Origin of the sequence: Streptomyces sp. NPDC051907 (assembly GCF_040681075.1) — a bacterium.
Lineage (GTDB): Bacteria > Actinomycetota > Actinomycetes > Streptomycetales > Streptomycetaceae > Streptomyces.
In genome coordinates this window covers 25,953-52,625 of the sequence record NZ_JBFAYB010000030.1, presented here as the reverse complement: position 1 = coordinate 52,625, position 26,673 = coordinate 25,953, and the positions used below count along the sequence as shown (strand labels likewise).

23 protein-coding genes are annotated in these 26,673 nt (G+C 72.9%); 12 read left to right on the top strand and 11 right to left on the bottom strand.

The annotated features are described in order from the left end of the window. The first annotated feature begins 8 nt into the window (after positions 1–8). Positions 9–1,136 carry a cobalt-precorrin-5B (C(1))-methyltransferase gene (locus AB0M39_RS18145; protein WP_365365372.1) on the top strand — a complete coding sequence of 376 codons (1,128 nt, stop codon included), beginning with the start codon at positions 9–11 and terminating at the stop codon, positions 1,134–1,136. A gap of 78 nt (positions 1,137–1,214) precedes the next feature. Here the strand turns inward: AB0M39_RS18145 and cobM are convergent, their stop codons facing one another. The 5 genes from cobM to AB0M39_RS18120 form a co-directional block, all read right to left on the bottom strand. Then, positions 1,215–1,967: a precorrin-4 C(11)-methyltransferase gene (cobM, locus tag AB0M39_RS18140; RefSeq protein WP_365365370.1), complete on the bottom strand. Its 753-nt coding sequence runs from the start codon at positions 1,965–1,967 to the stop codon at positions 1,215–1,217. Next, entirely contained in the window at positions 1,964–3,229 is a 1,266-nt protein-coding gene (cbiE, locus tag AB0M39_RS18135; RefSeq protein WP_365365368.1) for a precorrin-6y C5,15-methyltransferase (decarboxylating) subunit CbiE, read from the bottom strand. The genes cobM and cbiE overlap by 4 nt, the downstream gene beginning before the upstream one ends. A gap of 128 nt (positions 3,230–3,357) precedes the next feature. Next, entirely contained in the window at positions 3,358–4,941 is a 1,584-nt protein-coding gene (locus AB0M39_RS18130) for a patatin-like phospholipase family protein (protein ID WP_365365366.1), read from the bottom strand. Continuing rightward, a complete protein-coding gene (locus AB0M39_RS18125; protein ID WP_365365364.1) occupies positions 4,938–6,641 on the bottom strand; it encodes a GMC family oxidoreductase in 1,704 nt (567 codons plus the stop codon). Before AB0M39_RS18125 ends, AB0M39_RS18130 begins: the two co-directional genes overlap by 4 nt. A gap of 255 nt (positions 6,642–6,896) precedes the next feature. Beyond that, positions 6,897–7,589: a TetR/AcrR family transcriptional regulator C-terminal domain-containing protein gene (locus AB0M39_RS18120; protein WP_365365362.1), complete on the bottom strand. Its 693-nt coding sequence runs from the start codon at positions 7,587–7,589 to the stop codon at positions 6,897–6,899. 127 nt (positions 7,590–7,716) lie between these two features. Here AB0M39_RS18120 and AB0M39_RS18115 point away from each other — a divergent pair, with 127 nt between their 5' ends. The 4 genes from AB0M39_RS18115 to AB0M39_RS18100 all read left to right on the top strand — a co-directional run bounded on the left by AB0M39_RS18115 (position 7,717) and on the right by AB0M39_RS18100 (position 10,409). Continuing rightward, positions 7,717–8,235, top strand: coding sequence for a hypothetical protein (locus tag AB0M39_RS18115; protein ID WP_365365360.1), 519 nt, complete (start codon positions 7,717–7,719; stop codon positions 8,233–8,235). A gap of 110 nt (positions 8,236–8,345) precedes the next feature. Then, positions 8,346–9,245 (top strand): LysR family transcriptional regulator, encoded by a 900-nt coding sequence (locus AB0M39_RS18110; protein ID WP_365365358.1) that lies wholly within the window; start codon positions 8,346–8,348, stop codon positions 9,243–9,245. Positions 9,246–9,328: 83 nt separating this feature from the next. Continuing rightward, complete coding sequence (locus AB0M39_RS18105) at positions 9,329–9,790, top strand: carboxymuconolactone decarboxylase family protein (RefSeq protein WP_365365356.1); 462 nt, start codon at positions 9,329–9,331, stop codon at positions 9,788–9,790. Positions 9,791–9,857: 67 nt separating this feature from the next. After that, positions 9,858–10,409, top strand: coding sequence for a GNAT family N-acetyltransferase (locus tag AB0M39_RS18100; protein WP_365365354.1), 552 nt, complete (start codon positions 9,858–9,860; stop codon positions 10,407–10,409). Between the two features lie 19 nt (positions 10,410–10,428). Here AB0M39_RS18100 and entS read toward each other — a convergent pair whose 3' ends face one another. Together entS and AB0M39_RS18090 are read right to left on the bottom strand one after the other, a co-directional pair. Next, positions 10,429–11,841 (bottom strand): enterobactin transporter EntS, encoded by a 1,413-nt coding sequence (entS, locus tag AB0M39_RS18095; protein ID WP_365365352.1) that lies wholly within the window; start codon positions 11,839–11,841, stop codon positions 10,429–10,431. Between the two features lie 377 nt (positions 11,842–12,218). Continuing rightward, a complete protein-coding gene (locus AB0M39_RS18090; RefSeq protein ID WP_365365350.1) occupies positions 12,219–13,004 on the bottom strand; it encodes an AraC family transcriptional regulator in 786 nt (261 codons plus the stop codon). Between the two features lie 129 nt (positions 13,005–13,133). On the opposite strand from AB0M39_RS18090, the gene AB0M39_RS18085 reads away from it, so the two are divergent. The 5 genes from AB0M39_RS18085 to AB0M39_RS18065 all read left to right on the top strand — a co-directional run bounded on the left by AB0M39_RS18085 (position 13,134) and on the right by AB0M39_RS18065 (position 19,107). After that, the gene (locus tag AB0M39_RS18085; RefSeq protein WP_365365348.1) at positions 13,134–14,180 is read left to right on the top strand and encodes an iron ABC transporter permease; all 1,047 of its coding nucleotides are present in this window, start codon (positions 13,134–13,136) and stop codon (positions 14,178–14,180) included. After that, the gene (locus tag AB0M39_RS18080; protein WP_365365346.1) at positions 14,180–15,259 is read left to right on the top strand and encodes an iron ABC transporter permease; all 1,080 of its coding nucleotides are present in this window, start codon (positions 14,180–14,182) and stop codon (positions 15,257–15,259) included. The genes AB0M39_RS18085 and AB0M39_RS18080 overlap by 1 nt, the downstream gene beginning before the upstream one ends. Then, positions 15,256–16,059 carry an ABC transporter ATP-binding protein gene (locus tag AB0M39_RS18075; RefSeq protein WP_365365344.1) on the top strand — a complete coding sequence of 268 codons (804 nt, stop codon included), beginning with the start codon at positions 15,256–15,258 and terminating at the stop codon, positions 16,057–16,059. The genes AB0M39_RS18080 and AB0M39_RS18075 overlap by 4 nt, the downstream gene beginning before the upstream one ends. A gap of 1 nt (position 16,060) precedes the next feature. Next, positions 16,061–17,110, top strand: a complete 1,050-nt coding sequence (locus AB0M39_RS18070; RefSeq protein ID WP_365365342.1) for an ABC transporter substrate-binding protein — start codon at positions 16,061–16,063, stop codon at positions 17,108–17,110. Positions 17,111–17,229: 119 nt separating this feature from the next. After that, positions 17,230–19,107: an SIP domain-containing protein gene (locus tag AB0M39_RS18065; RefSeq protein ID WP_365365340.1), complete on the top strand. Its 1,878-nt coding sequence runs from the start codon at positions 17,230–17,232 to the stop codon at positions 19,105–19,107. A gap of 67 nt (positions 19,108–19,174) precedes the next feature. Here AB0M39_RS18065 and AB0M39_RS18060 read toward each other — a convergent pair whose 3' ends face one another. The 4 genes from AB0M39_RS18060 to AB0M39_RS18045 all read right to left on the bottom strand — a co-directional run bounded on the left by AB0M39_RS18060 (position 19,175) and on the right by AB0M39_RS18045 (position 24,065). Beyond that, positions 19,175–21,241, bottom strand: coding sequence for an iron ABC transporter permease (locus AB0M39_RS18060; protein ID WP_365365338.1), 2,067 nt, complete (start codon positions 21,239–21,241; stop codon positions 19,175–19,177). Positions 21,242–21,246: 5 nt separating this feature from the next. Then, positions 21,247–22,230, bottom strand: coding sequence for an iron-siderophore ABC transporter substrate-binding protein (locus tag AB0M39_RS18055; protein WP_365365336.1), 984 nt, complete (start codon positions 22,228–22,230; stop codon positions 21,247–21,249). After that, a complete protein-coding gene (locus AB0M39_RS18050) occupies positions 22,227–23,087 on the bottom strand; it encodes an ABC transporter ATP-binding protein (protein WP_365365334.1) in 861 nt (286 codons plus the stop codon). The genes AB0M39_RS18055 and AB0M39_RS18050 overlap by 4 nt, the downstream gene beginning before the upstream one ends. 303 nt (positions 23,088–23,390) lie before the next feature. After that, positions 23,391–24,065: a DUF998 domain-containing protein gene (locus AB0M39_RS18045; RefSeq protein ID WP_365365332.1), complete on the bottom strand. Its 675-nt coding sequence runs from the start codon at positions 24,063–24,065 to the stop codon at positions 23,391–23,393. Positions 24,066–24,225: 160 nt separating this feature from the next. Here AB0M39_RS18045 and AB0M39_RS18040 point away from each other — a divergent pair, with 160 nt between their 5' ends. Continuing rightward, complete coding sequence (locus AB0M39_RS18040) at positions 24,226–24,549, top strand: YciI family protein (RefSeq protein WP_365365330.1); 324 nt, start codon at positions 24,226–24,228, stop codon at positions 24,547–24,549. A gap of 139 nt (positions 24,550–24,688) precedes the next feature. Next, positions 24,689–26,656, top strand: a complete 1,968-nt coding sequence (locus AB0M39_RS18035) for a DUF6596 domain-containing protein (protein ID WP_365365328.1) — start codon at positions 24,689–24,691, stop codon at positions 26,654–26,656. Positions 26,657–26,673 lie beyond the last annotated feature (17 nt).

Sequence of the window (26,673 nt, the reverse complement as noted above, 5' to 3'; positions counted from 1 at the left end):
GTCCATCCATGAGTTCGAGTACGGGCGGCGGCGGGCGCAGCGCCCAACTCAAGCACACCGGTCTGCGGCACGGATGGACGACCGGCGCCTGCGCGACGGCCGCGACCACCGCCGCGTACACCGCGCTGCTCGCCGGCGAGTTCCCCGACCCCGTCACGATCACCCTGCCCAAGGGCCAGACGCCCGCCTTCGCCCTCGCGGCGCGGGAGCTGAGCGCCCAGTGCGCCATGGCCGGCGTCGTCAAGGACGCGGGCGACGACCCGGACGTCACCCACGGCGCGCTGATTCGCGCCAGGGTACGCGCGCTGGCGCCCGGCGCGGGAGTCGTCTTCCGCGCGGGACCGGGCGTGGGCACGGTCACCCGCCCCGGCCTGCCGCTCGACGTCGGCGAGCCCGCGATCAACCCCGTCCCCCGCCAGATGATGCGGGACCACGTCGCCGAGGTCGCCGCCCGGCACGGGGCCCGCGCGGACGTCGAGATCACCGTCTCCGTCGACCACGGCGAGGAGATCGCCCGCTCCACCTGGAACCCCCGGCTGGGCATCCTGGGCGGCCTCTCGATCCTCGGCACCACCGGCATCGTCGTCCCGTACTCCTGCTCCGCCTGGATCGACTCCATCCGCCGCGGCGTGGACGTGGCGCGGGCGGCCGGGCGCACCCATGTCGCCGGCTGCACCGGCTCGACGTCCGAGAAGACGGTCGTCGCGGTCCACGGCCTGCCGGAGGACGCACTGCTGGACATGGGGGACTTCGCGGGCGCGGTGCTGAAGTACGTACGCCGGCACCCGGTCGAGCGGCTGACGATCTGCGGCGGGTTCGCCAAGCTCTCCAAGCTCGCGGCCGGCCACCTGGACCTGCACTCCGGCCGCTCGCAGGTGGACAAGGGCTTCCTGGCCGCTCTGGCCCGCCGCGGCGGCGCGGACGAGGCGCTCGCCGCCCAGGTCGCGACGGCCAACACGGGGCTGGCGGCCCTGCAGCTGTGCATGGCCGCCGGCGTTCCGCTGGGCGACCTGGTCGCGGTGGCGGCCCGCGACCAGGCTCTGGACGTACTGCGCGGAGCGCCGGTCGCGGTCGACGTCATCTGCATCGACCGCGCGGGCACGGTGGTCGGCACAAGCGAGCCACGCGACGGGTGACGGGGCTGGGCCGTGGGGCGCACGGGGCCGGGAGGGCGTGCCCGTGTCGTGCGGCGCGTGGGGCCGGTGGCCGTCCCGCTAGCAGGTGTGCGGGCGCTCGCGGTCGGCTGAGTACAGGTGGCTGTCCCGGAACTGCTCCGCGCCCAGCGTGCGGCCGACCATGATCACGGCGGTGCGGACCACGCCCGCCGTCTTCACCTGCTCCGCGATGTCCGACAGCGTGCCGCGCAGCACCAGCTCGTCGGGGCGGCTGGCCATCGCGACGACCGCGGCCGGGCAGTCCTCGCCGTAGTGCGGCAGCAGCTCCTCGACCACCCGGTCGACGTACCGCGCGGCGAGGTGCAGCACCAGGAGCGCCCCGCTGCGGCCGAGGGTGGCCAGGTCCTCGCCCTCGGGCATGGGCGTGGCCTGCTGGGAGACGCGGGTCAGAATGACGGTCTGGCCGACGGTCGGCACGGTCAGCTCCCGCCCCAGCGCCGCCGCGGCCGCCGCGAAGGCGGGCACCCCCGGCACCACCTCGTACGCGACGCCCGCCGCGTCCAGCCGCCGCATCTGCTCGGCGACGGCGCTGAAGACGGACGGGTCGCCGGAGTGCAGCCGGGCCACGTCGTGGCCCTCCTCGTGGGCGCGCACCAACTCCGCCGTGATCTGGTCGAGGTTGAGCTCGGCGGTGTCGATCAGCCGGGCGTCGGCCGGGCACTCGGCCAGCAGCTCGCGCGGCACCAGGCTGCCCGCGTAGAGGCAGACCTGGCAGGCGGCCAGCGTGCGGGCGCCGCGCACCGTGATCAGGTCGGCGGCGCCGGGCCCGGCGCCGATGAAGTACACGGTCATCGCTGTTCTCCTGACGGGACGTGCAGAGGGGATTTCACAACGCTCCACTGGGTCACCGGCATCGCCTGCCGCCAGCCGGTGAAGCCGCCCACCGGGACGGCGTGCGCGACCGCGAGCCGTACGAGCTCGCCGCCGTGCCGGCGGTACCAGTCGGCGAGCAGCGCCTCGGACTCCAGCGTCACCGTGTTGGCGACCAGCCGCCCGCCCGCGGGCAGGGCCTCCCAGCAGGCCTCCAGCAGTCCGGGGGCGGTCAGCCCGCCGCCGACGAACACGGCGTCCGGCGTGGGCAGCGCGTCCAGCGCCCGCGGCGCGCGGCCGGTGACGACGCGCAGCGTGGGAACACCGAGGGCGTGCGCATTACGGCCGATCCGCTCCGCGCGCGTCTCGTCGCGCTCGACGGTGATCGCCGAGCAGGAGCGGTGGGTGCGCATCCACTCGATCGCGATCGAGCCGGAGCCGCCGCCGACGTCCCACAGCAGCTCCCCGGGCGCGGGCGCGAGCGCCCCGAGCGTGGCGGCGCGCACATGCCGCTTGGTGAGCTGGCCGTCGCTGTCGTACGCCTCGTCCGGCAGCCCGGGCGCCGCGCCCAGCCGCAGCGCGCCCTCGTCCCGGGCGCAGTCGAGGGCGATCACATTGAGCGGGTCGCCCGCCGGGCGGTCCCACCGGCCCGCGACGCCGTCGGTCTGCCGCTCCCGCTCGGACCCCAGCTGCTCCAGCACCCGCATCCGGCTCGCCCCGAACCCCCGCTCCCGCAGCAGGCCCGCCACCTCGCCGGGCGTGGCGGCGCCCGCGGAGAGCACCAGCAGCCGCCGGCCGTCGTGCAGCGCGGCGGCGAGGTTCGCGGCGGGCCGGCCCACCAGCGTGACCACGTCGACGTCCTCCACCGGCCAGCCGAGCCGCGCGCACGCGTACGACACGGACGAGGGGTGCGGCAGCACCCGCAGCCGCTCGGCGCCGAACTCCTCGGCCAGGGCGCGCCCGATCCCGTAGAACATCGGGTCCCCGCTGGCCAGCACGGCCACACGCCGCCCGGCCCGCGCAGCGAACACGCCGGGCAGGCTCTCCCGCAGCGGCGTCGGCCACGCCACGCGCTCGCCGGGGCACTCGGCCGGCACGAGGTCCAGCTGCCGCGGCCCGCCGACGATCGCCTCGGCGTCCCGCAGCGCGTCGCGCGCGGCGGCGCAGAGCCCGCTCCAGCCGTCGGCGCCGATCCCGACGACCGCGACGACAGGGACGGCGGGCTCGGGGGCTGCGGAACTCACGGCACGTACCTCGAAGAGTCGACAAGGGGACGGAGCCGCACTCTACTGGCCGCGCGACCTGCTGCTTCGAGCAGGGGAGGGCGGCCGCGACGGTCCCGCCCCGCCGCGTGCGCTCGCACGGCGTCAGGTCACAGCGGCGACCAGGGCAGCACCTTCTGCCCGTACACGTCCCACAGCTTGCCGAAGAAGAACTGCCCGAAGCGGCGCAGCGCCGTCACACGGCCCGGGATCGTCGGGGCGTCGGCGCGGAAGGTGGTGAGCTGCTTGAGGAAGTCGGCCGGACGGATGCGGATCACCCCGGAGGCCACCGTCTGCGCGCCGTCCTCCTCGCCGGGGCCGACGTGGCCGCGCAGAACGCGGGTGTAGAGGACGGAGGTGTCGCTCCACAGGCCCTCGCGCGAGTCCTCGCTGACCTCCTTGTGGCCGGTGAGGGTGAGCCGGTGGCCGGCGCGGTCGGAGAAGTACAGGCGGTACAGCATGCGCAGATGCGCCGGATCGGTGTCCGGCGGGTCGGCGCCGTCCGGGTCCGACCGCTCGACGAGCAGCTGGAAGACGCCCTCGTCGACCGGCAGCCGTCCGCCCAGCTCCTGGCACTCGATCCAGCCCGTCGCCGACGCCCTGTGCTCGGGGCTGACGACGAAGCGGTCCACGCCGCGAATGTCGATGGTCAGCTCCACGGCGAGGTCCGCGCGCGCCCCGGCCTCCGCCTCCGGTGCGTCCACCGGCTGGAAGGCGCTCTCGCCGAACGCGACCGAGCCCGTCATGCGCTCGGTGAACCGGACGCGCGTCTCGTCGTCCGGCTCGCTCGGCTCGGGACCGGGGGCCAGCGGGATGCCCTGGCTCTCGCACCAGCGGCGCGCCTTGTGCACGCCGAGCTCGACGGCCTGGGCGAACCGGTACCTGGAGAAGTTGACCAGATAGTTCAGCGGCACCTCGGAGCTGAGGAGCCTGACGTCGATCACGCGCCCGAACTCCCCGCCCTCCTCGCGGCGTTCGGCGTCGTTGTTGGCCTCGATCCGTCGCAGCCAGTGCAGCAGCTCGCCGTTGGCCGCCGCTTCGACGATATGGAAGTAGTTCGCCACGAAGCCGTTCCGCCAGCGCTGGCGCCGGCTGACCGTCCAGACGATCCACAGCTCGTCGCAGCCGCGCCGGATCGCCTCCTCCACGTTCGCGTCGGTCAGATACACCGGGTCGATGTACGTCTGGCCGTCGATGACGACCGGAGGGAACCACATGGGCAGGGACACCCCGGAGGCGAAGCGCTCCTCGTCCATGCGGTCGGGGGTCACGGTCTCGAGCTCGTTGGCGCTGAAGTTGTAGAGATTGAAGGTGGCCTCGCGCTCGGTGGCCCGGATCTTCCTCCAGTCGAGCCCCCAGGCAGGGAACACATGGCGCCGGTACCCCTCCAGCGTGAACAGGGAGCGGGCGTACGGACCCTTGACCAGCTCGCGCCAGTTCGGGCTGACGCCCTTGAGCGGGCGCAGCTCCCGCCAGTTGTCGGCGATCTCGCGCCCGGACATCCCCTGGCAGTACATGGCCAGGTTGAACACGCCCCCGCTCGCGCCGTCGACGTGGTCGAAGCGGAGCCGGGCCTCGTCGAGCAGCACCTGGAGGACGCCGGCCTGGAAGGCCACCTTCAGCCCGCCGCCGGCCAGCAGCAGCGACCTGCGGGGGGAGCCGGCGCCGGGACGGGCGCCCTGGTCGTTCGTCATGGCCTGCCTGCCGGGTTCCGCCGGTGGTCGTCGATGATCCGCTCGGCTGAGCGGTCGGCCAGCGCGGCGATGGTCAAGGAGGGGTTGGGGCCGACCGGCCCGGGCATCACCGATCCGTCGGCGATCGACAGGCCCGGATAGCCGTACACCTGCCCATAGGAGTCGACCACGCCCTCCCGCCGGTCGCGCCCCATCGGCGCGCCGCCCAGGGGGTGGACGGTGATCAGCCGGTTGAGCAGCCACAGGGGACTCGCCCAGTACCGCCCGCCCAGGCTCTTCGACACCTCGCCCATGGTCTTGTTCAGCCGGTCGAAGTAGGGCTTCGACGCGGTCAGATCCCAGTCCAGGTCCAGGTGCCCCTCCCGCAGGAACACCCGGCCGTCGGGCACGTCCCGGCCCATTCCGAGCATCGGCAGGGACGTCGCCGTGAACAGCCCTTTGCTCAGGGCGTCGGCGGCGCTCCGGCCCACCTGGCTCTTGGGGCTGTGGGTCGCGGCGGACCACGCGCGGCGCAGCAGGAAGCGGCCGACCCGGTGGGACATGGTCAGTACGTTGTTCTCGACCAGCCAGTTGAGGAATTCCGGGTATCCGGCGTCCTCGATGTAGAAGCCCCGGCCGGTGCCGCCCTCGTCGTGTGCGTCGGGCATGAACATCGCGCTGGTGACGACGGGTCCGTAGCTCGGCGCCAGCAGCCGCGGCACGAGCTCGCCGTCGCCGCCCTCCTCCTGGAGCCGCCGCGCCTTGACGATCATCCCGAGGAAGTCCCCGTTGCCCGAGAAGCGCGAGCCGAGGGCGGGGCTGAGCGCCGGGAACGCGCTGCGATTGCGGAGCAGGAGGTAGGGGGTGCCGAGCGCGCCGGCGGAGAGGATCAGCCGCCTGGCCCTGACGGCGCCCCGCAGCGGCGGCGCGGCCGGATCGCCGTCCTGGCCGGGGCGGTGCTCGATGTACGAGACCTGGAACCCGCCGTCCACCGGCTCGAACGCGCGGACTTCGCAGAACGTGCGGATGTCGGCGCCGCGACGCTGCGCGGCGCTGAGATAGGTGAGGTCCAGGCTGTTCTTGCTGCCGAAGTTGCAGCCGAGGTCGCATTCGCCGACGAGCCGGCAGGTGGAGCGCGGGCTGTGGTGCAGATTGTCGTCCCCGCCCGGGATCTCGACGCCGGGCGCCGGCGCCTCGTTCGGGCGCGCGAACGTGATGGCGAGCTTGGGCAGCTCCCACGAGAGGCCGAGCTTGCCGGCCGCCTCCTGCATGGCGACCGTCTTGGGGGTGTCCTCGTACGGCTTCTGGTCGAAGGGGTACGGCTGCGCGTCCAGCATCCGCTCGACGCTGTCGTAGTGGGGGTCGAGGTCCTCGCGCGTCACGGGCCACCGCTCGTAGCCGCCGTCGATGCTCTCGTTCACGAACCAGGTCTCGGGCTTGCGGATGAGGACGTTCGCGTAGATCAACGAGCCGCCCCCCAGCCCGCTGGACACGAGGGCGTCGAGCTTCGAGAAGCTCCACAGGTCGTACATGCCGAAGAGCTGGGAGCTCGGGTCCCAGAAGTTCTTCGCGGTCTCGTGCGGACTGCGGGGGAAGGAGCCGGGCGGGTACGCCTTTCCGCGCTCCAGGAGGCAGACGCGCAGACCGGCCTCGGCGAGGCGGTACGCGGTGACGGATCCGCCGAAACCCGATCCGACGACGATGGCGTCGAAGGAGTCCACGCTCACCACCTCACGGAGCTGGGGCCGGGAACCGGCAGTCCCCCCGGATTCCCCCGTGCATTCCCCTCCGGGTCGTTCGCCGCTCAACTAACCGGTGTGGGCGGTGCTTTCAGTGTTTCACCGGGGCGGGGGAGGCGCATGTCGGGGCGGGCGAGGCAGGCGAGGCGGGGGCGTTCCGGGGACGGCGCGACGGGCCGCGCCGCTGGGAGGCGCGCCGCCGTCCTCGGCTGTGCTCGGCTGCTGTGCTCGGCGGTCTCAGCTCGTGCGGGAGGCGTCGGAACTCAGCCGCGCTTCGAGGCCGTTGAGGAGTGCCTGGAGTCCGTACTCGAACGTCGCCTCGGGCGCACCGCCGTACTCGGCGGCCGTGGTGGTGTCGAGGCGGGCGCGCAGCCGCGGGAACGCCCTCGCGACGTCCCTCGCCTCCCTCATGACCGCGCCCAGCCGCTCCTCGGCGTCGCCGCCGTCGCGGTCGAGCCTGCGGCTCAGGGACGCGGTGGCGGAGGCGGCGACGGCGTTGCCGAGGACGTACATGAACACGGTGGCCGTGGCCTGGTCCGCCTCCGCGCCCACGAAGCCCGCCGCCTCGTACACGGCGAGGCTGTGGTCGTCGTGGCGGGCCTTGCCGGGGCCGTAGAACGCATGGGTGGCCAGGGCCTGCACCAGCCAGGGATGGCGGCCCAGCATGGCGTGGAAGTCGGCGGCCATCGCGGCGGCCGCGGCCCGCCAGCCGACCGTGTCGAGGTCGGGGAGCGTGATCTCGTTCCAGACCTGGTCGCCGGCGAGGACGACGAGGTCGTCCTTGTTCTTGACGTGCCAGTAGACGGCCGTGGCGGCGGAGTCGAGCCGCTTGCCCAGCGCGCGCATGTTCAAGCCCTCGAGTCCTTCGGCGTCGAGGAGCTCGATGGCGGTCTGGACGATCTGGTCCCGGGTGAGCGTGTCGCGCGGCATGGGGTCACCGTAGGTCACGGCCCCGACTTGCACCATGTTCAAGAACCCTCTTGCACGCTGTTCAAGTCACGGGCTAACCTCACTTGAACAAAGTGCAAGTCAGGCCGCCGCCCTGAAGGAGACCCCCGTGAACACGCTCGCCGCCGTCGCGCAGATACTCGTCGCCGCCGCGTTCGTGAGCATCCCGATGGTCCGTCACCGCTTCGGCGACACCGCGAAGACGAGTGCGGAGGCGGAGCTGGCGCGCCAGGGGGTTCCGGTCACGGTCCTGGAGGAGAACAACCTCCGGTTCGACGCGAGCGGGCACGAGACGATCGTCCCGCTCTCGGTCGCCGCGGTGATGCTGACGCTCGCCGGCCTCAACATCGCCGGCGACGACTGGGGCCGGCTGCTGACCTGGATCTTCCAGTCGATCGTGCTCCTCGGCAACGGCGTGATCCTGTACAGCAATCTGACCGCCGCCGCGTCCGTGCGGGCCGCCTTCGCCCGCAAGGGCGACCCGACGCTTCAGCGCATCGACGTGCCCGCTCTTCTCAAGGCCGCGAAGGACGGCTTCCCGGAGTGGGTGTGGGTCCTGCAGAACGTCCGCCACGTCGTGGTGTTCGGCGCGTCGGCCCTCGCCCTGGCGGCGACGGCCATCGCCTGAGGACGCGAGGACGCGAGGACCTGAAGACGCGAGGACCCGAAGTCCTGGAGCCCTGGCGTCCTGAAGTCCTCGGGACCGCACGAGGCCGAGACGACTTCCGGGAGGGAATCATGGAACGCGCGGAGATCGAGGCCTTCCTCGCCCTCGCCGAGGAGCTGCACTTCGGCCGGGCCGCCGAGCGCCTGGGGTTCTCCACCGGCTGGATCAGCCAGACCATCCAGCGGCTGGAACGCCGTATCGGCGCCAAGCTGTTCGACCGCACCAGTCGCCGGGTGGCCCTCACCTCGATCGGCGCCCGGTTCCACGACGATCTGCGGCCCGGCTACGAACAGGTCCGGCGCGCGCTGGAGCGAGCCACCGAGGCGGCCCGCGGCTTCGACGGCCTCCTGCGCGTCGGCTTCCTCGGCGCCTCCGCCGGGCAGTTCCTCCTGGAGACGGCCCGGGTCTTCCGGGCCGCGCATCCGAGCGCCGAAGTCCGCATCCAGGAGCTCCAGATGGACACCTGCGTCACGGGCCTGCGCGACGACACCGTGGAGATGGTCCTCAACACCCGGCCCCTCGCGGAGCCGGACCTGGTCGCAGGACCCGTCCTGTGGAGCGAGCCCCGCTATCTGGCCGTCTCCTCCCGGCACCGGCTGGCGGGCCGGGCCGAGATCAGCCTGGAGGACCTGGCCGACGTCACCCTGCTGCGCATGCCGGACAACGCGCCGGCCTCCATCGCCGACGACCGGGTGCCCTCCCGTACTCCCGGCGGCAAGCCGATCGCGCATGCCCCTGCGGTCTCCACGTTCATGGAGGTCCTGGGCCTGGTGGGCGCGGACGAGGGCGCGTTCACCGTGGACGGCCAGGTGACCCGCTTCTACCTCCGTCCCGACGTCGCCTACGTCCCGTTCGCCGACGCCGCGCCCATCGCGTGGGGCTTCGTCTGGCGCGCGGCGCACGAGACCGCGCGCATCCGCGCCTTCAACGAGACGGCCGTCGTACTGAGCCGATCGTTCAGCTGGCGCTGACGACCGTGCAGCAGATGGGGGTTGATCACGCTGGGGCGCTCCTCAAGGATTGAAGCCACCGAAACCCGCTCAGAGGAGATTCCATGAAAGCGCGAATGACGAACCCCGCCTTCGTCCTGCCCGACGGCATCAAAGGCATCGGCGCGATATTCAAGGCGATCGACCAGGGCGGCATCTCCCTGGAGCTGCGCGAGATCGTCGGACTGCGCGCCAGCCAGATCAACGGGTGCAGCGCGTGCGTCCACAGCCACGTACAGAACCTGAGGAAGGCGGGGGAGAGCGAGGAGCGGATCGGCGCGGTCGCGGCCTGGCGGGAGGCGCCGTACTTCACGGACGCCGAACGCGCGGCCCTTCAGCTCACCGAGTCCGTGACCCGGCTCGCCGACCGCTCGGACGAAGCCGTGCCCGACGCCCTGTGGGACGAGGTCGCCGACCACTTCGACGAGAAGGAGCTGTCCGCGCTCATCCTCGTCATCGGCGTGACCAACCTCTTCAACCGGCTCAACGCGACCATCAAGGAGCCGGCCGGCACGACCTGGGGCTAGCCCCGGGTCGAGGGCCGGGCGAAAGCCGATTGCCGGGGGCCTCGGCCCATGGGTAGCGTCGCCGACTGTGACCCCTGTCCTGCGCACCGAGCGCCTGCTCCTGAACCCGTACACCCCCGCGGACGAAGAGGGCTTCGTCGCCCTGTTCCAGGATGCGAGGGTGTCCCAGTGGATGGGGGAGGGGCCGACGTCCGAGGCGGAGGACCGGGACCTGTTCCGGCGGATCTTCTCCAAGGTGTACGCCCAGAACCTGTTCGACGTCTGGGCCGTTCGCCGCGACGGCGTCCTGATCGGACACGCGGAGATCAAGCGGACCGACGTCGTGCGGGGCCACGAGATCATCTACGCGCTGGCGCCGCAGGCGTGGGGCTGCGGCCTGGGCTCCGAGGTCGCCGAGGCGGTCGTCGCCTACGGCTTCGAGGCCCTGGGGCTCAGCGAGGTGCACGCCACCGTGGCCGCCCCGAACCGCGCGTCGCTCGCCCTGCTGGCCCGGATCGGCTTCGAGCATGTGCGGGACGTGGCCGAGGACGACGGCAGCACCACCCTGGTGCTGACGCGCCGTCTGGCGGCGCGGCCGCCTGCGGACGGCGGTCCGCCGAGCCGGCCTGCGGCGGGCTGAGGCGCCTTCGGCGGGCGGCTCAGCCCGCCGCCGCCGGGACGTCCCGTACGGAGCCGGGGCCGGGGTCGACGCCGGAGCCCGGGTGGGCTTTGGAGTCTGCGTCGGCGCCGGAGTCCGCGTCGGAGTCTGGGTCCGGGCCCGCGTCGGAGTCCGGGTCCGGGCCGTCGTCGGAGGCCGGGGGCTTGTTGTCGTCCCCGCTCGGCAGGGTCGCCCGGCGCAGCCCGGGGACCAGCACCGCGACCAGCACGGCCGCCACCGCGCAGACCGCGCCGTTCACCACGGCCGCGCCGGCCGGGCTGAACCACCGTGCCACCAGGGCGACTTCGACGTCGCCGACGACGTCGCCCACGGTGCCCTGCGCGGTGGTCACACTGACGACGCGGCCGCGGAGCCGGTCGGGGGTGTTGTGCTGCACCAGCGCGTACTCGAGGATCTCGTACACGGTCCCGGCCGCGCCGCACACCGCGAGCATCGCGAGGGCGAGGGCGATATGGCCGCTCAGTCCGAAGCCGATCGTCGCCACGCCGCCGGCGAAGGCCGCGGCCAGCAGCAGCCGTCCGGGGCGCGCGCTGCGGGTGAGCCAGCCGCTGGTGGCGGAGACGACGACCGCGCCCACGGCGGGCGCGGTGTACAGCAGGCCGAGCATGACGTCCCCGCCGCCGAGGCGGGTGTCGACCATCTCGGGGAAGAGGACGACCGGCACATTGAACAGGGCCGTGACGCCGCCGAGTACGAGCAGTCCGCCCACGATCCGGTTGCGCACGGCGTACGCGAAGGCCACCAGCGGCGAGCCGCTGTCGCCCTCGCCGTCCTCGTCGTCGTCCTCGACGGGCGGCAGCGGCCGGATCCGGGAGATGAGGAAGGTGGTGACGGCGGTCGTGAACGCGGCGAAGGCGTACACCGGACCGGGGCCGCTGAGGGCCAGCAGCACTCCGCCCAGGAACGGCGCCGCGATCGAGCCGATCTCCCCGGTCAGGGATATCAGCGCGCCTGCCGCAGGCAGCTGGTCGGGGCGCACCAGCGTGGGCGCGACGGCCATCAGCGCGGTGACGCTGACCCCGGTGGCGAGCCCGTCCCACGCGACGCACAGATAGACCGCCCACAACCGCGGCTCCGGCAGGAAGGCGTTGACCGCCAGTCCGGCGAAGGCGAGGGCGGCGGCGGCCCGTGCCCAGACGATCAGACGCCGCCGGTCGGCGCGGTCGGCCATCCAGCCGCCCCATACCGAGCCGAGCAGCACGGTGACGCTCATGATCATGCTGGCGACGGCGACGCTGAAGGTGGACCGGGTCATCGCGTACACCTGGGCGGCCAATGCCACCGTCGCCATGCCGAGCCCGAACAGCGACACCACCCGGGCGACGAAGATGGCGCGGAAGTCCTTGCTGGTGCGCAAGGGCTCGACGTCGAGGAGGAGTTCACGCACCCGCACGGCGCGCTCCCGCCGTAGCGGCGGCTGGAGCGAGGAGGCCGGCTGCCCGCCGTCTTGGGCCGGGACGCTCGACGGCAGGCTGACCCATACGACACTCCTCGCTGACGGCGCGACAGACCGAGGCACGACAAGGGGGAGACGGGACCCTCCGCGGCGCTGCTGCGGCCGCGGGCGCACTCGGGACCGGCGCCGGAGACAACGCCCGGGCCGGAATATTTAGCTGAGGCTAACCTAAACCGGCTCGGGGTGGACAAGCGGCGGTGCCGCGGGGCCGGTTGAGGCGTCCCTGTGGCCGTGGCGGTACGGGGGCGGTCCATACCGGGGGGGTCCAGCGGCGGCCGTGCGCCGCCGGGAGGCGCCGATCGGGCGTCAGGGCGTCACGGAGTCGCAGCGTCAGGCCGCCTTCGCGTGTACGCGCCCGGGGTGCTGCCGAAGTGCTTGCGGAACGCCAGGATGTAGCCGTTGGTGCTCGTGAACCCCACGCGGGTCGCGACCGTGCCGACCATATGGCCCTGTGCCAGCAGCTCCAGAGAGCGGTTGAGTCGCAGCCGGGTGCGCCACTCGGTGAAGGAGAGCCCGGTCTCCGCGCGGAACGCCCGCCGCAGGCTCGTGGAGCTGGTGTAGAGGTCCCCGGCCCACTCCGCCGCGGTGCGCGGGTCCTCCGGCTGGCGGGTCAGCGCCTCGGACACCCGTCGCGCCGCCTCGCTCGTGGGCCGCGGCAGAGGGAGGCAGTCCCTCTGGCCGCCCGTCAGCGCGGCGAACACCCGCGCCTCGTCCTGCGCCCCCGTGTCGCGGGTGCGCCCGAACAGCAGCCGGCGGTGCGCGTCGGTGACGTTCAGGATCGTGGGCTCGCAGTACGGCAGCCGGTGCTCCTCGACGTCGAAGTCCTCGGCGATCACCAGGGAGTCCGGGGCGAACCACGCGCTGTGCGGCACTCCGGCCGGCACCCACAGGGCGACCGACGGGGACAGCTCGTACTCCCGGCCGCACGCGGTGACCACGATTCGGCCCAGCGGCACGTAGAGGAACTGGTGGTAGTCGTGGACGTGGGTCGGGTGGCCGTCGCGGGCGATGAGGTCGTCCGGCGCGGCGGCGGCGAGGTCGTCGACGGCGACGGCGGCGCGCTCTGCCTGTGCGGTCCGTGCCGCTTCGTACGTCACCACGGTCCATCCCCCCAGAATGCGGGGGGCCTTCGAACTGGCCCCCGAGTGTGAACGGCCCGCCCTCCTGATTGGATCAGCGGAACTAAGGTTAGGTTAGCCTAAGTCGCCACCGCGAGCCGAGGAAGACCCATGAACGACACGTCCCCGCCGGTGACGTCCCATCCGCCGCCGCCGAGGACCCGCTCCTCGCGCGGTGCGACCGTGGTCCTGGCCGCCGTCGCCGTCCTGGCCGTCACCCTCGTCGCCGGCATCGGCCTCGGCGTCCGCGAGATCTCGCCGGCGGAGATCGTCCACGTCCTGCTCCATCCGGGCGGGGAATCGTACAACTCCCATGTCCTGTGGACCGAGCGCATACCGAGGACCTTCCTCGGCCTGCTGGTCGGCGCGGCCCTGGGCGCCTCCGGGCTGATCATGCAGGCGCTCACCATGAACCCGCTGTCCGACCCCGGCATCCTGGGCGTCGAACAGGGAGCGGCCATGTTCGTCGTCCTCGGGATCGTGCTCTTCGGAGTCACCGGGATCCACAACGCCTTCTGGCTCGCCCTCGCCGGCTCCGCGGTCACCGCCGCCCTCGTCTACCTGATCGGCACCCGGACCGGCGCCGGCAGCTCCACCCTCGGCCTCGTGCTGGCCGGCGTCGCCATCGCCGCCGTGATGTCGTCCCTCATCACCCTCCTCAGCGTCCGCGACGAGGCCGTCTACGCCCACCTGCGATTCTGGTCCGTGGGCCAGCTGACCGGACGGGCCGAGATCATGGGCGAGATCGCGCCGTTCGCCGCCGTCGGGCTGCTCCTCGCCCTTCCGCTCGGCCGCACGCTCAACATCCTCAGCCTCGGCGACGAGGCCGCCCGCGGACTTGGGGTCAAGACCGACCGGGCACGCCTGGCGAGCGCCGCCGTCGCCGTGCTGCTGTGCGCCGCGGCCACCGCCGCCGTCGGGCCCGTCGCCTTCGTCGGACTCGTCGCGGCGCACTGCGCACGGATGCTCGCCGGGCCCGACCACCGGTGGTCGCTCCCGGTGTCCATGGCAGCGGGCGCCATCCTGCTCATCGCCTCGGACACCGCGGGCCGACTGGTCCTGGACCACGGGGAGATCCAGGTAGGGGTCATGACGGCCATCGTCGGCACCCCCTTCTTCGTATGGCTGGCCCGTCGCCGGAACCTGGTGCGCGTGTGATGACGACCCTCCTCGACACCCGGACCGGGACGCCCGCCGCCGAGAACGCGGCCCTCATGGCGCGCCTGCGCGCCGGCCGCCGCGCCCGCCGCCGCCGGACCGCCCTGGCGGTGTCCGTCCTCACGGCGCTGCTCCTCGCGCTGACGGCCGCCTCCGTCCTGCTCGGCGGCATCGGCAGGATCGACCCCGCCGACGTACTGCCCGCCGCCCTCGGGCTGCGCACCGGTCTCGCCGACTACATGATCTTCCAGCTGCGGATGCCCCGGGCGCTCGCTGCCCTGCTGTCCGGGGCGCTCTTCGGCCTCGCGGGCGCCCTGTACCAGAAGCTGATCCGCAACCCGCTGGCCACGCCCGACATGGTGGGCATCTCCGCCGGCGCGGGCGCCGGCGCCGTCACCGTGCTCCTCTTCGGCCCCGTGGGCTTCGCGCTCGGCGCGCCGACGGCCGCGATCGTCGGCTCCTTCGTCCTCCTCGCCGCCGTCCACGCCCTCAGCTGGCGCGACGGAGTGGACACCTACCGGCTCGTCCTCGTCGGCATCGGACTCGGCGCCGTGTGCACCGCCTACACCAACTACCTGTTCACCGTGGCCGACCAGCACAGCGTCGCCATCGCCATGCGCTGGCTGGTGGGCAGCACGCACGGCGCGGACTGGGACGGCGTCACCACCCTCGCCGTCGGCCTCGCCGTCTGTCTGCTCGGCGCCGCCCTGCTGGAGAGGCCGCTGACCGCCATGTCGCTCGGCGACCAGCTCGCCACCGGCCTCGGCGCCAAGGTGTCCGCGGCCCGCGTCGCCGCCCTGCTGCTGGGCGCCGCCGCCGCGGCCCTGGCCACCAGCGTCGTCGGCCCGATCGGCTTCGTCTCGCTGATCAGCGGGCCCATCGCGGTACGGCTGGTCGGCGCGGACCGCGCCACCGCCCTGGCCCCGCTCGTCGGCGCCGTCGTCGTCGTCGGCGCCGACGTGCTCGCCCAGCACGCGCCCCTCGTCAGCCCGGTGCCGACCGGGGTCCTCACCGCGCTCCTGGGCGCGCCCTACTTCGTCTGGCTGATCCTTCGGCACAGGCAGGGAGCCACGCCGTGACCCATCGCATCGAAGCCCGCGGCATCACCGCCGGATACGGCAGGACCCATGTCGTCGAGGAGCTGTCCCTGAAGATCGAGACGGGCCGGATCACCGCGCTCGTCGGGCCGAACGCCTGCGGAAAGTCCACGCTCCTCAAAGCGGTCGCCCGGCTGCTGCCCATCGCCGCCGGATCGGTCCTCCTCGAAGGCGCCGACATCCACTCCCTGCCCACCCGGCAGGTCGCCCGCCGGCTCGGCATCCTGCCGCAGTCGCCGATCGCGCCGGAGAGCATCACCGTAGGCGACCTGGTCTGGCGCGGCCGCCACCCGCACCGCCGGTTCGGGCAGCGCCGCACCGAGGCCGACGACGCCCATATCGCCGACGCGCTGACGGCCACCGGCACCGCCGACCTGATCGACCGTCCGGTCGACCAGCTCTCGGGCGGACAGCGCCAGCGGGTGTGGATCGCCCTGGCACTCGCCCAGGACACCCCCACCCTGCTGCTGGACGAGCCCACCACCTACCTGGACATCGCCCACCAGATCGAGGTGATGGACCTGCTCGCCGACCTCAACGAGCGGACCGGCAAGACCATCGTGCTCGTCTCCCACGACCTCAACCAGGCGGCCCTGTACGCCTCGACCGTCGTCGCCATGCGCGACGGCCGGATCGTCCGCCAGGGCACGCCCCACGAGGTGCTCGACGAACAGACCGTGGCCGAGGTCTTCGGCCTGGACTGCGTCGTCGTACCCCACCCCCGCACGGACAGGCCGCAGATCTTCCCCCTCGGCCGCCGCCATCTCACGCAGGAGAACTGACATGAACCGCCTCGCAAGACCCACCGGACGACGCGGCGGCGCCGCCAGAGCGCTGGCAGCCGCGGCGGCGTGCGTCGCCCTCGTCGCCGGATGCAGCAGCGGCACGGACGAGAAGAAGACCGACGACAAGCCGGCCGCCGGCGCCGCGGCCGCGGCGTTCCCGGTCTCGCTCGCCAACGCCTGGGGCAAGACCGAGGTCGGCAAGAAGCCGGTCAAGGTGGCCACCGTCTCCGACGGCGACACCGACATCGCCCTGGCCCTCGGCGTCGTCCCGGTCATCACCCCGGACGCCGAGGACGGCGGCCCCGTGCCCGAGTACAAGCAGCGCGCCATCGACAAGCTGGGCGCCGGCAAGCTCAAGACGTACGACGACTCCGACGGCACCGACTACGAGGCCGTCGCCGCGGCCGAGCCCGACGTCATCCTCGGCATGAACACCTGGGGCATGGACAAGGACTACGCCAAGCTCGCCCCCATCGCCCCGGTCGTCACCTACTCCGACAAGATGCACGCCGACACCCTGACCTGGCAGGAGCGGCTCACCACCGCGGCCAAGGCGCTGGGCCTGGAGGCCGAGGCGAAGAAGGTGATCGCCGCGAACGAGAAGGCCACCGCCGACGCGGCCGCCGCGCACCCGGAGTTCAAGGGCAAGAAGTACACCTACGCCGTCGTCCACCCCGAGCAGATCACGTTCATGTCCTACGCCGACCAGGACCCGGGCATCTTCGAGCAGCTCGGCTTCAGCAAGACGGACAACGCCAAGAAGTACACCGCCGACAAGAACTCCGTGAGCCTGGAGAACCTCGACGAGCTCGAGGCGGACGTCCTGCTGATGACGTACCCCTTCGGCGACAACGGCCTGCTCAGCGCCGACGAGCTGGAGAGCAACAAGCTCTTCCAGTCCCTCGACGTGGTGAAGGACAAGCACTACGCCGTCGTCCCCTCGGACGGCAACCTGGCCTCCGCCCTCGCCTACCCCGACGCGCTCAACTCGTCGTGGGTCGTCGAGAAGCTCACCCCCATCCTCGCCAAGGCCGTCGCCGGCAAGTGAGCCGCGCCCACGCCGCCCCCGTCGGCGGCTGACGCGCCGGGCCGACCGCGGGCCGCACCCCTGCCCGCGGCCGGCCCGCCCCCATGACGGGCCCATCCGTGTACGAAGGAGCAGTCGCCATGCCCACCCGCAGCCCCCGTTCGGTCGTCACGTTCCCCATCGTGCTCAGGGAGCTGACCGTGCTGCGCGCCGAGAACATCACGCCGGGAATGCGGCGCATCACGCTCGGCGGCGAGCAGCTGCACGCGTTCACCCGCGACGGGCTCGACCTCCCCGCGCTGCGCACGGACGGCTTCGACGACCATGTGAAGTTCTTCTTCGCCGACGAGAGCGGCCGGCTCGTCCTGCCGCGCCAGAACGTCAGCAGCCTCGACTGGCCCGCGGACGGCCGGCCGGTCGCCAAGGACTACACCCCCGTCCGCTTCGACCCGGAGGCCGGGGAGATCGACTTCGACTTCGTACGCCACGAAGGAGGCGTCGCCTCCTCCTGGGCGGAGCACGTCGAGGCGGGCGAGAGCACCTGGATCGCCGGGCCGAAGATGTCGCACAGCCACCCGGAGGGCGCCGACTGGCTGCTCGTCGTCGGCGACGAGACGGCCCTGCCCGCCATCGGACGGTGGCTCGCCGAGATGCCCGCGGGCGTCAAGGCCCGGGTCCTCGTCGAGATCGCGGACGACAGCCACCGGCAGGAGCTGCCGACCCGTGCGGACGCCGAGATCCTCTGGCTGTCGCGGAAGGGGGCGCCGGCCGGCACGACGGACCTGCTGGAGCAGGCGGTGCGCGCACTGGAGTGGCTGCCCGGAACCGTCTTCGCCTGGGTCGCCGGCGAGGCCATGGCCCTCAAGGGCATCCGCCGGCACCTCGCCGCCGAACGCCTCGTGCCCCGCGAGCACACCCACATCACCGGCTACTGGCGGCGCACCGAGCCGCCCGCCCCCGACGCCGACGCCGGCGCCGCACCGGTCGAGGAGGCGGAGGACGACGCGCACGAGCGCCTCCACGAACTCACCGACCTCGCCCCGGGCTACGCGATCCGGGCCGCCGTCACCCTCGGCGTGTTCGAGCTGGTGGACGGCGGGGTGCGCGACCTGGACGCGCTGACCGCCCGCACCGGCGCCGACCCGTCCACGCTCCAGGCCCTGCTCGCCTACCTCCTCTCCATCGACCTGCTGGCCGCCGACGCCGAGGGCGGCTACCGGCTCACCCCCGTCAGCGAGGAGCTCGTCGAGGACGACCACTCCGCGCAGGAGTACCACCTCGGCGGCGCCCAGGCCGCGTTCGACGCCTCGCTCAGCGGACTGCTGCACACCCTGCGGACCGGCACGGCCGGCTACCGCACCCTGGGCGGGAAGACCCTGGCCGACGCCATGGCCGAGGACGCCCGCCTCGCCGGGACCGCCCGGTCCGCCGTCGAGGACGAGGCGCGCTGGATCGCGCCCGGCGTGCTCCGCGCCCACGACTGGTCCTCCGTCGCCTCGCTCACCGCGATCGGCCACGGCTCGGCCACCGTCGTCAACGCCCTCGTCAAGGCGCACCCCGGGCTGTCGGCCAGGATCGCCGCGATGCCGTCGGTGCTGCGCACCCTGAAGGAGCAGGTCGTCGACACCGACGTCCTGCCGCACGTCGAACTCGTGCCGCAGTCAGGTCCGGTGCCGCCGGGCGGCGCCGACACCGTCCTGATGTCGCGCCTGCTGGAGTGGCTGCCGGACGACGACGCCGTCCATGTGCTCCGCGAGACCGCGGCCGCCCTCGCGGACGACGGGACGCTCCTGCTGGTGGAGCAGGTCGCCGCCGCGGACCCGGACGACGTCGACGCCGTGCTGCACCACCTCAGGCTCAAGTGCGCGTTCGGCTCCGGAGTCCGCGCGGCGGACCATGTGGCCTCGCTCGCGCGGCGGGCGGGCCTGAGCGTGCGCGCCTGCCAGGACATCGGATGGGACCACCGCATGTGGGTCCTCGCCGGCGCGAGCGCGGCAACGTCCGCACCACAGCACTGAGTCCGCACACGCGACGGCGCCCACCGCCTCCTCGGAGACGGTGGGCGCCGGTGTGTCGGCAGGCGCCCTAGCGGCGGGTGCGCACCAGCAGGTAGAGGAAGTACGGCGTGCCGATCACCGCGGTCATCAGGCCGGCGCCGAGCTGGGCCGGCGCGATCACGGTCCGGCCGATCATGTCCGCGACGCAGACGAGCAGGGCGCCCAGGAGCACCGAGACCGGAACCACCCGGGCGTGCTGCCGGCCCACCAGCGCCCTGGCCGCGTGCGGCGCCACGAGCCCGACGAAGCCGATCGTGCCCGCGGCGGCCACGGCGGTGGCGGCGAGCGTGACGCTCAGCGCGAGGAAGCCCAGGCGTCCTCGCGACAGTTTGAGCCCCAGCAGCCTCGGGGTGTCCTCGTCCAGCGACACGAGGTCGAGCTCGGTGCGCCGCATGACCGCGACGAACAGGCCCACGCAGAGCACGATCGCGAGAGGAACCACGTCGGGCATGGTCCGCCCGTAGGTGGAGCCCGACAGCCAGGTGAGCGCCTTCGTCGCGTTGAACGGGTCGGTGAGGACGATGAGCAGGCTGATGAACGCGGCCGCTCCGGTGTGCACGCCGAACCCGACGAGGACGAGCCGGTTCTGCGGGAAGCCGCCCCGGGCGGCGAGCCCGAAGACGAGGAGGGAGCTGGCCGCGGCGCCCGCGAACGCCGCACCGGCCACGCCCCACGAGGTGGCCGCGGGCACCGTCGTCACCAGGAGCACGGCGCCGAGCGCGGCCCCGCCGGAGACGCCCAGGGTACTGGGCTCCGCGAGCGGATTGCGGGTCACGGCCTGCACGATCGTCCCCGCCAGGGCGAGCGCCGCGCCCGCCAGGAGCGCGGCGAGGACGCGGGGCACCCGGGTGTCGAGGACGAACCCGACGGTCTGGCCCGCCCTGCCCTGCGCCCAGTTCATGACGTCGCCCAGCAGCAGCTTGCTGTCGCCCAGCAGTACGGCGCCGATCGCGACGCCGACGAGCGCGGCCGCCAGGACGGCCGTGGTGGTCAGGAAGACGGCCCGGCTGCGGATGCGCAGCCGGTCGGGAGCGGAGGCGCCCCCGGTGTCCTTGGCGCGGGTGGCCATCACGATCAGGAACACGGCGCCGACGAGGCTGGTGGCGACGCCCGTGGGCACCGCGACGGCCGTGTCCGCCGCCACGAAGGTGCGCAGCAGCACGTCCGAGCCGAGCACCAGCACCGCACCGGCCAGGCCCGCGACCGGAATCGCCGTACGCGCCCGGGAGAACGCGCGGAACCTGCGGGCGAGCGGGCGGATCAGGGCGGGGGCGCACAGGCCGACGAAGCCGATCGGTCCGGCGAGCGTGACGGCGGCCGCGGAGAGCAGCGCGGAGAGCACGACCGAGGTGATGCGGGTGGCGCGGACGGAGACGCCCAGGCCCCGGGCCGCGTCGTCGCCGAGGGCGAGGGCGTCCACCCGGCGGGCGACGAGCAGCAGGCCGACGAGCCCGACGAGGCCGATCGGCGCCATCTGCAGCACGCCGTCGAACCCGTTCTGGGAGATGCTGCCCTGGTTCCACTGGTAGATGCCCTCGGTCTGCTGGGGGAACAGCAGGAGGATCGACTCGTTGACGGCGGTCAGGCCGAGGGTGAGGGCGCTGCCGGCGAGGACGAGCCGTACGGTGCCGGCGCCCAGGCCGGACACCCCGAGCACGGCGGCCGCCGCGGCGAGGCCGCCGACGAAGGCGACGCCGGAGGCGGCGAACAGCGGCAGCGAGACGCCGGTGACGGCTATCAGCCCGAGGGACAGATAGGAACCCGCGTTCACCGCGAGGGTGTCGGGCGAGGCGAGCACATTGCGGCTCACCGCCTGCAGCGCGGCGCCCGCCATGCCGAGCACGGCGCCGACGAGCAGCCCCGTGGTCATCCTCGGCAGCCGGGAGGCGATGATCACGGACGCGTCGTCCGGGTCGGAGCGCCCGGTGAGCGCCTTCCAGATCTCGGGGGCGCCGACGGAGGCCGTGCCCTGGGTGATGTCGACGACCGCGAGGGCGACGACGAGGAGGACCAATGCGGCCGTCACCGCGGCCGCGCCCGTCCGGGACGGGGCCGCCGACGGACGGGTGGCGGGAGTGGAAGCGGTGACGGCCATCGGTGTTACTTCTTCGTCAGAGCCTGGACGACGGAGTCGACGTACTTGCCCATCGACTCGGTGCCGCCGAACATCCAGATGCCGTCGGGCAGCCGGTGGACGTTGCCCTTCTTCACGAACGGCAGCGAGGTCCACACCTTGTCCTTGGCCAGGACGCCGTTGAACGGCGTGCTGTTCTCGTCGCCTTCGCTGCCGATGTACGCGAACTGCACGTCGCCGAGCTTGGTGAGGCCCTCGACGTCGGTGGCGGCGAGACCGTAGGCCGGGTCGCCCTTGACGGTCCAGGCGTTCTTCAGGCCGAGCTTCTCGTTGACGGCGCCGATGAGCGAGCCGCTGGTGTACGGCCGGATCGAGACCTGCTTGGAGACGACGTAGCCGTCGGCGAAGGCGTACTTCGCGTCGGCGAGCTTGGCGTCGGCGAGGGCCTTCTTGCCCTCGGCGAGCTTCGCCTCGAAGTCCTTCTTGAGCTTGTCGGCCTTCGCCGTGGTGCCGGTGGCCTGGGCGATGAGGTCGAGGTTCTTGTTCATCTCCCCGATCGGGTCCTTGGCGTCGGAGGGCCGGACCTCCAGGACCGGGGCGACCTTGCGCAGCTGCTTCACGGCGGCCGGCGGCAGGTCGCTGGTGGCGAGGATGAGGTCGGGCTTGAGCGAGGCGATGGTGTCCATGCTCGGCTCGCCGCGGGTGCCGATGTCCTTGGGCTCGTTCTTCAGCGGGACCGCGGTGTCCCAGGTCTTGTAGCCCTTGACGTCGGAGACGCCCACGGGGTCGACGCCCAGCGAGACCAGCATCTCCACGACGTTCCACTCGGTGCCGACGACCTTCTTGGCCGGGCCGTCGAGCTTCACCTTGGCGCCGGTGGCGTCGGTGAGGGTGATGGGCTCGGCGCTCTTCTTCTTGGCGTCGTCGGCGGCGGGCTCGGTGGTCCCGCAGGCGGTCAGGGTGAGAGCCGCCGCGGTCGCGACCGCGGCGGTGATCAGGAGGCGTCTCATGAGGTGGTGCTGAGCCTTTCGGATCGTGAGTGGTGTCGGCCGATCGCGCGGGTGCGCAGTCGGCCCGTCAGGGGATCGGTGTCGACTTCGATGCGGATCCCATAGGTGTCGGTCAGCTGCTGCGCCGTCAGCACGTCCTCGGGGAGGCCGTCGGCGGTGATGCGTCCCGCCTCGAGCAGGACGATCCGGTCGGCGACGGCGGCGGCCTGGTCGAGGTCGTGCAGGACGGCGCCGACGGCGATGCCGTGGTCGTCCGCGAGGTCGCGGACGAGGTCGAGGAGTTCGACCTGGTAGCGCAGGTCGAGGTAGGTGGTCGGCTCGTCGAGGAGGAGCACGCCGGTCTCCTGGGCGAGGCAGCCGGCGAGCCATACGCGCTGCAGCTGCCCTCCGGAGAGATGCTCGGCGCCGCGCTCGGCGAGCTCCGCGACCCCGGTCAGGGCGAGCGCCCGGTCCACGGCGGCCCGCCCGTCCGGGTCCGCCTTGCCCCAGCGCCCCCGGTACGGGTAGCGCCCGAACTCGACGACGTCCCGCACGGTCAGCCCGCTGGGCGTGGGGCGTCCCTGGGTCAGCAGGGCCACATGCCGGGAGAACTCACGGGGGGTCAGCGCCAGGCCGTCGGTGTCGGCGTCGATGGCGATCGCGGCCGTCCTGGGCCGCTGCAGCCGCGCGAGCGTGCGCAGCAGCGTCGACTTCCCGCTGCCGTTCGGCCCCACCAGAACGGTCACTTCGCCAGGCCGCAGCGTCAACGACGCATCGTGGACGACATCGACGCCGTCGTACGCCACGGTGACCCCCGTGGCCGACAGCTCATGGCCGCGGGGACTCCTGGCCGCTGAGTTCTCTTCACCGACATTCACGGCACGAAGGGTAGCCTAACCTTAGGGCGGCCAGTGACGGTGGGCGGTGGCGAAATACAAGGCGAAAACCCGCCATAGTTGGATCAAAGGGTCGAAATGCTGAGCGAGGCGGATCTGCCGAGGGCCGGTCGCGCCCCTTGAGGGCGGTGTACGGGCTTCCCGCGCTGACTCGGTCGGCTCCTCGGCGGCCGCCCGGGGCGACTGGGGAGTGGAGCCGGGCGCTCAGACGCCAGACAGAGAAACGGTCGGGGAACGTCGGCGCCGCCGACGTTCCCCGACCGGTAAGGGCCTCGCGTGCCCGGCTCAGAGGCTGCGACGGCACCGGTGGGCGACCAGGGAGATCCACGTCATCGCGGTGATCACTCCGACGGCCAGGGTGAGAGTGCCGGCCCTGCCGCCGCTCATCGCCCAGCCGTTGCCGAGCAGCAGGGCGGTCCCGGCGACGCGGGAGCCGACGGCGTACCGGAGGTTCCCGGCGCGGCTGAAGTGGCGGCCCAGGACGTAGCAGGCGGCGATCAGCGCGATGAAGGTGACCGAGCCGGCCGCGAAGTGGGCGTAGCTGTGCCAGCTCATGGCGGCGGGCATCCCGTCCGGCGTGCCGAGGGGGAACCCGTCGGCCGGGTCCATCACGAAGACGCCCGCGGCGACCATGCCGAAACCGCTGACGCGTACGAGCCGTGGCGCCCATGTGCCTCCCGGGGCGCCGCGCAGGGCCCGGCGCAGACCGGCCGCCCCGATGACGGTCAGGACGCCGGCGAGCACGAAGTTGGTGATCTGAATCCAGCCGAGGGAGCCGTTGCTCAGCGCGCTCAGCGGATGGCGGGTGATGTCGTAGCCCTGGCGCGAGGCGGCCTGCGCCAGGGACACGACCGCCCACAGGGGCTGCGCCACGATCGCGGCAGCGAGCAGGGAGCGGGTGACGGAGGAGGCAGCGGCGGACGAGGCGGCGGACGTGACGGGGATCTGAGCGGTGGTCATGGCGGGTGTCTCTCTTCGGCTCGGCGATTGCGGTTCTCGCTGACACGTCGTCCGGGCCATGTGACAGGGAATGCCCTTCGTTCCCTGTCACATGGCCCCGTTCGACGCTTAGGCAGAAGCACCACAGGACGAACACACGACGACAGGAACAGAGGCCCCCATGCGCTACCTCATGACGACCAAGCCCTCCGACACCGCCCCCGACGAGAAGCTGTACGTCGAGATGGGCAAGTTCATCGAGGAGCTGACGGCGGCCGGCGTGCTCCTGGCGACCGGCGGCCTTGAGCCGGGCGGCGTCCGCGTGACCTCCGCCGGCGACGAGATCACGGTGACGGACGGCCCCTTCGCCGAGGCCAAGGAGGCGGTGGCCGGCTTCGCGCTGATCGAGGTCCGCTCCAAGGAGGAGGCGATCGAGCTGGCCCGCCGCTTCCGCAGGATCGTCGGGGACGGCGAGAGCGTGGTCCAGCAGGTCTTCGGCCCGTGACCGCCCGCGCGCCCCTGAGGCCGGGACGCCCTCCTGTACGACCCTGATCCCTGAACGCAGTTGACCCCCGGCGCCCCCTGGGCGACGACCACCCGCCGCGGCTTGCGACCGAGCCGCGGCGGGTGCTGTGATCGTGCCCGTGCCGGACGTTCACCGCACGGTCGATGCGGCCTGGAAACTCGAGTCGGCGAAGATCGTCGCCTCGCTCACGCGCATGGTGCGCGACGTCGGCCTCGCCGAGGAGCTGGCCCAGGACGCCCTCGTCGCAGCGCTCGAACAGTGGCCGGTCTCCGGCGTCCCGGACAACCCCGGCGCCTGGCTGACCACCACGGCCAAGAGGCGCGCCGTCGACCACCTCCGTCGCACCCAGCGCCTTGAGCGCAAGCAAGGCCAGCTCGCCCACGAGCTGGGACAGCAGCAGAGCCCCGACGAGCGGCAGGACCCCGAACAGGACGACGTCCTGCGGCTGTTGTTCATCTCCTGTCACCCGGTGCTGCCCACCGCGGCCCGGGCCGCGCTGACGCTCCGGCTGCTGGGCGGCCTGACGGCCGGGGAGATAGCACGCGCCTTCCTCCTCCCGGAGACGGCGATCGTCCAGCGCATAGCGGGCGCCAAGCGGACGCTGGCCTCACAACGCGTCCCGTTCGAGCTGCCGGAAGGCGACCGGCTGGCCGAGCGCCTCTCCTCGGTCCTCGAGGTCATCTACCTGATCTTCAACGAGGGGTACTCCGCGACCTCCGGCGACGACCTGATGCGCCCCGGACTCTGCCTGGAGGCCCTGCGCCTGGGCCGGCTGCTGGCCGAGCTGGCGCCGCAGGAGGCCGAGGTCCACGCGCTGGTCGCGCTGATGGAGGTCCAGGCGTCCCGGTCGGCCGCGCGCACCGGGCCCTCGGGCGAGCCCGTCCCCCTGCACGAGCAGAACCGGGGGCGCTGGGACCAGTTGCTCATCCGCCGAGGCTTCACCGCGATGCTGCGAGCCAGGGAGTCGGGCGGCCGCCCCGGGCCGTACATGCTCCAGGCGGCCATCGCCGTATGCCACGCGCAGGCACGGAGGGCCGAGGACACCGACTGGGCCCAGATCGCCGCCCTGTACGAGGCGTTGGCACGGGTGCTGCCGACACCGGTCGTACGACTGAACCGCGCCGTGGCGGTCGGGATGGCGCGCGGGCCGCAGGCAGGGCTCGAACTGGTCGACTCCCTGGTGGCCGATCCCGTGCTGCGCGACTACCACCTCCTGCCCAGCGTCAGAGGAGACCTGCTGGCCCGACTCGACCGTTTGGGCGAGGCGCGAGTGGAGTTCCGGCGGGCGGCGTCCCTCACCAGGAACGCCGCCGAGCGCGCCTTCCTCGAGCGGCGCGCGGACGAGCTCGCCGCCCCCGGTCCGTCCGGCCTCGTACTCGGGCAGGCCGCACACGACTTCCTGACCCGGGACGATCTGGACGCGGCGACGAGCCGCTCCTACGGGCAGACGCTGGGCCGCCTGTGCCGAACCCTCGGCGACCAGCTGCCGTTGGCGTCCCTGACGGCCGATCAGGTGACGCGGGTGTTCGCGACGGCTTGGGGCGAGGCGGCGGCCTCGACCTGGAACCGGCACCGGTCGGCCGTCCGGTCCTTCGGCGCCTGGGCGTCCCTGGGCGACCTCGCGGCGGGCCTCGACCGTCGAGCCGAGACGCGCCCCCGGGCGCGACCGCTGGACCCCGCACAGCTCGACGCGCTCTGGCGCCTCCCGGACCTGCCGCTGCGCGAGGAGACCCTGTGGCGGCTCCTGCACGAGTCGGGAGCCGGAGTGAAGGCCGTCCTGTCGCTGAACGTCGAAGACCTGGAACTCGACGACCGGCGCGCCCGATCGGGCGGCGTCTGGGTCCTGTGGCGCTCCCAGACCGCCCGGCTCCTTCCCCGGCTGCTGGCCGACCGGACCCGGGGGCCGGTGTTCCTCTCCGACCGTCGCCCCGGCCCGGGCCGAACGCCCGGGGAAGCCGAGCTGTGTCCGGACACCGGCCGCCGCCGGCTCTCCTACGAACGGTCCGAGTACCTCTTCAAACAGGCCACCAAGGGACTGGACCCGGCCCGCGACGGCTACACCCTGCGCCGCCTCAAGCCCCGCTAGGAGAACTCTCGTTGCGG

Coding starts and splice junctions, on each gene's coding strand:
- AB0M39_RS18040 (WP_365365330.1), top strand. CDS start 24,226: ATGCGCTACCTCATGACGACCAAGCCCTCCGACACCGCCCCCGACGAG.
- AB0M39_RS18130 (WP_365365366.1), bottom strand. CDS start 4,941: ATGACGAACGACCAGGGCGCCCGTCCCGGCGCCGGCTCCCCCCGCAGG.
- AB0M39_RS18060 (WP_365365338.1), bottom strand. CDS start 21,241: ATGGCCGTCACCGCTTCCACTCCCGCCACCCGTCCGTCGGCGGCCCCG.
- AB0M39_RS18055 (WP_365365336.1), bottom strand. CDS start 22,230: ATGAGACGCCTCCTGATCACCGCCGCGGTCGCGACCGCGGCGGCTCTC.
- AB0M39_RS18105 (WP_365365356.1), top strand. CDS start 9,329: ATGAAAGCGCGAATGACGAACCCCGCCTTCGTCCTGCCCGACGGCATC.
- AB0M39_RS18045 (WP_365365332.1), bottom strand. CDS start 24,065: ATGACCACCGCTCAGATCCCCGTCACGTCCGCCGCCTCGTCCGCCGCT.
- AB0M39_RS18110 (WP_365365358.1), top strand. CDS start 8,346: ATGGAACGCGCGGAGATCGAGGCCTTCCTCGCCCTCGCCGAGGAGCTG.
- AB0M39_RS18120 (WP_365365362.1), bottom strand. CDS start 7,589: ATGCCGCGCGACACGCTCACCCGGGACCAGATCGTCCAGACCGCCATC.
- AB0M39_RS18065 (WP_365365340.1), top strand. CDS start 17,230: ATGCCCACCCGCAGCCCCCGTTCGGTCGTCACGTTCCCCATCGTGCTC.
- AB0M39_RS18080 (WP_365365346.1), top strand. CDS start 14,180: ATGACGACCCTCCTCGACACCCGGACCGGGACGCCCGCCGCCGAGAAC.
- AB0M39_RS18145 (WP_365365372.1), top strand. CDS start 9: ATGAGTTCGAGTACGGGCGGCGGCGGGCGCAGCGCCCAACTCAAGCAC.
- AB0M39_RS18070 (WP_365365342.1), top strand. CDS start 16,061: ATGAACCGCCTCGCAAGACCCACCGGACGACGCGGCGGCGCCGCCAGA.
- cobM (WP_365365370.1), bottom strand. CDS start 1,967: ATGACCGTGTACTTCATCGGCGCCGGGCCCGGCGCCGCCGACCTGATC.
- AB0M39_RS18085 (WP_365365348.1), top strand. CDS start 13,134: ATGAACGACACGTCCCCGCCGGTGACGTCCCATCCGCCGCCGCCGAGG.